Source organism: Rothia sp. HMSC065C12 (assembly GCF_001812085.1).
In the GTDB taxonomy this organism is placed as follows: domain Bacteria; phylum Actinomycetota; class Actinomycetes; order Actinomycetales; family Micrococcaceae; genus Rothia; species Rothia mucilaginosa.
In genome coordinates this window covers 29,911-34,969 of sequence record NZ_KV807678.1, presented here as the reverse complement: position 1 = coordinate 34,969, position 5,059 = coordinate 29,911, and the positions used below count along the sequence as shown (strand labels likewise).

The window sequence follows — 5,059 nt, the reverse complement described above, 5'->3', positions numbered from 1 at the left end:
TGCCGCCGGTGCGCTCGGGCACGTACAGCTTGCCGCCGTCGAGGAACAGGTTCATGCTGATGTAGCGGGTGCCGCCGTCGGGTGCGCCTTCGAGCTGAATCTTCTCAACCTGCTTGGTCTTCAGATCGATAGCGGAGACGAAGAAGCGGCCGGTCACGAACGCCTTACCGGACTCGTGGTCAACCAGAACGGAGCGGGGGTGCTCAATCCAGTTCGGGTCGTCCTTCTTCACACCCTCGTTGGTCCAGATGAGCTTGAGGGTCTGCTGGTCGTACACTGCCACGGAGTTGTCGGTGGTGTTGGTAACCCAGACGGTGCCGTCCACGTCATCAACGGTCACGCCGTACGCGGAGGTGTAACCGTACTGGCCCTTGTCGTTCTTCTTCACAGGCAGCTCGGCGAAAGCCTCGGTCTGCAGGGTGTCTGCATTCACGCGTGCCAGGGAGGAAGCGAGGCCGCCACGTGCACCCACGGTGGGCACGAACAGCTTGTGGTTCTTCTTGGAGTAGCCAACCTGGAACTGGCCGGGCAGACCCTGAATGATGTTTGCAACGCTACCGTTTGCGTCCACGGTGCGGTGTGCCTCGGTGGAGGGGGTGGTTGCGTTGTTGTCGGCCGCCTTGGTCTTGGTGGCGGTTGCCGGGTAGCCCTGGAACTCGCGGGTTTCGGGGGTGACCTGCTTGACCTCGGAGTTGTCGCCTGCGGTTGCGGTGACCTTGAACTTCAGGATGGAGTTCGCCTGAATCTCGGAGGTCTTGGCGGGAACCTCGTTGCCCTGCTTGTCCTTAGAAGGCTTGCTGGTGACCTGGTTGGAGGTGCTGACGGTGCCGGTGGTGCCGTCGAGGACGTAGGGCACGGTTGCGGTTGCGCCAGCCTGCTTGTCCACAGCAACAACGGAGCCGTTGGGCAGTACGACCAGGTCGTTTGCCTTTCCGCCGTTCATGGCGACCTCAGCGATCAGCTTGTCTGCTGCGCCGCCGTCGATCACGCCGACCTTGCCGGTGCCGAAGTCAGAGACGTACACCAGGTCGTTCGCCTCGTCGTTGTCGAGCGAGAGCGCCTGGGTGCCGAAGGGGATGAACTTCTTGAACTCGTAGGTGGTCGCATCGTACACGGATACACCGGAGTTCTCGCCCTTCACGCCTTGCGAAGAGACGTAAATTTCGTTCTGCGAGTGGTCAATAGCCACGTCGGAGGGGCGAACCTCGCCGTCCTTATCGCCCTTCACAGAGATGGTCTTCTCGACCTTGAAGGTCTTGGTGTCGATCACGAAGAGTTTGCTGCCGGTGCGTTCGGGCACGTACAGCTTGCCGCCGTCCACCAGAATGTTCATGCTGATGTAGCGGGTACCGCCATCGGGTGCGCCCTCAAGCTGAATCTTCTCAACCTGCTTGGTCTTCAGATCGATAGCCGAGACAAAGAAGCGACCGGTCACGAAAGCCTTACCCGACTCGTGATCGACACGCACCTCGCGGGGGTGCTCAATCCAGTTCGGGTCGTCCTTGCTCAGACCCGCATTGGTCCACAGCTGCTTCATGGTCGCCTGATCGTACACGGCAACGGAGTTATCGCGGGTGCTGGTCACCCACACGGTACCTTCCTCGTCATCGACGGTGATACCGTACGCACCCTCGTAGGAGTAGCCCTTGTCGTTCTTGACGATGGGCAGCTCGGCAACTGCCTCAATCTTCAGGGAGTTCGCGTCAATACGAGCGATAGTGGAAACGTGCTCGTCGCGGTCTGCAGTGCCCGCAACCCAAATCTTGTTGGTCTTCTTGGAGTATGCGACCTGGAACTGGCCGGGCAGGCCCTGAGTGATCTTAGCCATCGCCTTATCGGTGATGGTGCGAGCGTTAGTGCTCTGGCTTGCCGCCGGGGTGGAGTCTGCCGCGAACGATGCGGGGATGGTGGCAACACCTGAAATTGCCAGTGCCAGCGATCCAACGGCGAGGCCCTTGAATGCCTTGCTCGATGCGAGGTTCATATGTATGTCCTTTATCGTGTGGGTGGTGTGTGAAGGGGCGCCTCTCCCCTGTTTGAGGGGCGGTGTTTTTCTGCCTTATGCGGCGGGTGTTTCGTGCACCCACAAGGAGTGAACTAGCCTTCACACAGTATTAAGTAAGGCAACCATTAACTTACCTTCTAGGTAATACTTACTTAGCGCACAGGATTTTGCAAGATTTTAGGCATATATAACGCAAAATTTCATATGCCAGGCACAGCCTGTCACTAAAACTCCCCGAGGTGCGGCAATACGGGACATGGCAAAACCCCCGCCTCCAGCAAAAGCCAGAAGACGGGGGTTCCACGCACCCCAACGCACGGTACCTAGGTGACACGGTGCCAGGGGTGACTAAATATTAGGAGACATACGAGAAGTCAGTGAACAGCAGGTTCTGCAGCTTGTAGCGGCGAATGAAACGAGCCAGCTCCGCACGAGTAGTCGGCGCGGTCGGGTTGAACACACCCGAAGAATCCAGCACGATGTCGTTCGCGCCAGCCCACGCAACGTAACGGTGCAGAGTACCGGCACCCAGCACGTCGCGGAAACGAGAACCAGCAGCCTCGTTCATTTCAGTCAGCTGAACCTCCGCGTTGTACTGGAACAACACAGCCGCCAGCTCCTCGTGAGAAACCGGTGCGGTCGGGTCAATCTTGTCGCCGCCAGTGAGCGGCTCGGTGATCTTGCGGTCACGAGCCCAGTGCAACGCGTTCGCGGTCGGGCGGTCTGCCGCATCCGCAAAGGGTGCAACATTAGAGTTTTCGCTCACGCCAGCGTGACCAGCAGCGTGGTTCAGCAGAGCAATAAGCTCCTCACGGGTCACAGGGCGGTCCGGCTCAAACGCGCCAGTCTGCGGGTTCGGCATCAGCCACTTCTTCTGGTTCGCCATGCGGATATCCTCAGCGAACGGGTGGCTACCCGGAACGTCCTCGAAAGAAGTCTTCAGGATCTTAGTCTCAGCCACGGGGATGCGCGCAGCAATCTGGTGGGTAACCTCCTGGCCCCACGGGTCGGAGCAAATATCCAGCTGCAGGGCGTGATCAACACCCTCACCCTGCATCAGCTCGATGGGGAACTGGTCGCTACCGCTGAAGCTGTCAGCGTCACCGTCAAATTCGGGGGTGAGCGGCCAGGAACGCAGAGTTTCGAAAGAGTCGTTACGAACGTAGCCGTGGCGTACGGTCAGAGTGGTGCCTTCGGTGAGGAATTCGCGCAGACCGTGTGCGGTGTAGTTGACGGTCATACCGGTTTCAGTGATGGTGGCACGCTGAATAACGAGGCGCGGGCCTTTAGTTTCCTCGGTTGCCGGGGCAAGGTTTGCGGGAGCTTCGTCAGCCTGAGCGGCCTGTGCCTGCAGGGTCAGTGCGCCTGCAGCGGCGGCGGCGGAAGCACCCTTTACGAAGAATCGTCGTGAGAGTCGATGGTTAATCAAGGGCATGATTGTCCTATTCAGTTCTTGTTTGAGTTGAGTGAGTTACGGATGGCAGGACGCGCGGACAGCGGCGTAAACGGTGAGTGAGGCCGATACGGTGGGTTCCCTCCCCTGTGTGCGTGAGTGAGACGCAGCATGCCGGGGTGCGGGTGTCTGTCGGGCGGATGCGCGGTGAGTGAGACCGGCACGGTTCCTGACCCAGTCATCTAGCGTACCTTAAGGTCCCCTTTAAAGCGAAGACGAAACGGCGGTGATTTTACGCCTATTTTCGATGTTCAACGAAGTAGGGGCGATATCTGGCAAGGTTTGCCGGAAGTTGGCATGGGTTCTTGATGGGGTGATTTTGAATTACCCAATGCCGTGGTGTTCCGAGATATGGAATATGTGGGTTTCTGAAGTTTTATGTGTGACACGCCGATTCAAACCCTTTTCAAAGAGTTATAGTTATTGGTACCCTATCACTGTTCCTATATCCTCAACAAAGGAGTTACCCATGGAGGCCAAGGAATTCTCATACGAGAAGGCTCTCCTCTTTTTCGCCAAGTCTAAGTACGCCGACCTTTTCGGCGTAGCACTGGTTATCGCCATCGCAATCGCCTCAGGATACCTGAGCACCAACCTCGCCAAATACGTTGACTGGGGCCCGATCACGCCCTTCATTCCCCTCGGCGTGATTTCCGTGATTAACGTGGGTATTTCAATGATGTCTACCCGCCTGACCGGCCGCCTCTCAAACGTCGGCAACGTGCTCGGCATTATTAACACGGCGCTGTCTGGCGCGATTGACTACATTCTGGGCAACAAGGCAGCAATCATCACCTACCCGGTCACTTTCATCGTGTACACCTTCGCGATTCGTAGGTGGCAGAACTCCGAACGTGGCAAGGCGATGGAACCGCCGACCGGCGCGAAGGGTCAGCTGATTATTGGCGGCATTGTGGCCGGTTCGTTCGCGTTCTCCCTGATTGCGAACTACATTGGCTACGGCGGCAAGACCTCGTTCCTGTTCTGGATCACGACCGTAGTGTTTGGATTGTCCCTGTCAGCAAACATTCTGAACGCGCTCAAGCTCACGATGCAGTGGCAGTTTTGGCTCCTGTACAACGCCGTGCAGTGCGTAAAGGCGCTGACTCAGGGCAACTTTGCGAACGTCGGCAAGTACATCTTCTACATCATCAACAGCGTGGCAGCACTGCTGCTGTGGACCCGAAATGGCACCGCAGCCAAGGGCACCGTGGCGGTGGCGTAAAGGGGCGGTTCCCGGGTTTTCGGGCGCTGACCTTTCTACCAGCTAACGCTAATGCATGAGGAGGCCCCTCGACCTGCAGTCTACTGCTGCGGGTCGAGGGGCCTTACCTGTGCCCCGCGAGTGCGGGGAATACGTTGAGTTTCTTTCATTATTGCCCTTGATATAGGGCTCACCCCCGCCAATGCAGGGAACACACGGATGTCATGATTGGCCTTGCGAGCATGGTGGGCTCATTTCCGCTCGCGCGGGGAACACGCTAAAAACCCTATCGCCGGTATCGCCGGGCTGGGCTCATCCCCGCCTGTGCGGGGAGCACCCCATCATCAGAACCAGGCCGTTCGGGGCGGCGGGCTCATCCCCGCCCGTGCGGGGAGCA

The 5,059-nt window shown here is 58.3% G+C and carries 2 protein-coding genes and 1 pseudogene; 1 reads left to right on the top strand and 2 read right to left on the bottom strand.

Annotation, left to right across the window (positions count from 1 at the left end; all coding sequences use genetic code 11):
- Positions 1–1,984 (bottom strand): annotated as a pseudogene (locus tag HMPREF2836_RS04455) (peptidase); the annotation flags it as partial.
- Positions 1,985–2,360: 376 nt separating this feature from the next.
- The gene (locus tag HMPREF2836_RS04450; protein WP_070629568.1) at positions 2,361–3,440 is read right to left on the bottom strand and encodes an S-layer homology domain-containing protein; all 1,080 of its coding nucleotides are present in this window, start codon (positions 3,438–3,440) and stop codon (positions 2,361–2,363) included.
- 487 nt (positions 3,441–3,927) lie between these two features.
- On the opposite strand from HMPREF2836_RS04450, the gene HMPREF2836_RS04445 reads away from it, so the two are divergent.
- Positions 3,928–4,683: a nicotinamide mononucleotide transporter gene (locus HMPREF2836_RS04445; protein WP_070629567.1), complete on the top strand. Its 756-nt coding sequence runs from the start codon at positions 3,928–3,930 to the stop codon at positions 4,681–4,683.
- Positions 4,684–5,059 lie beyond the last annotated feature (376 nt).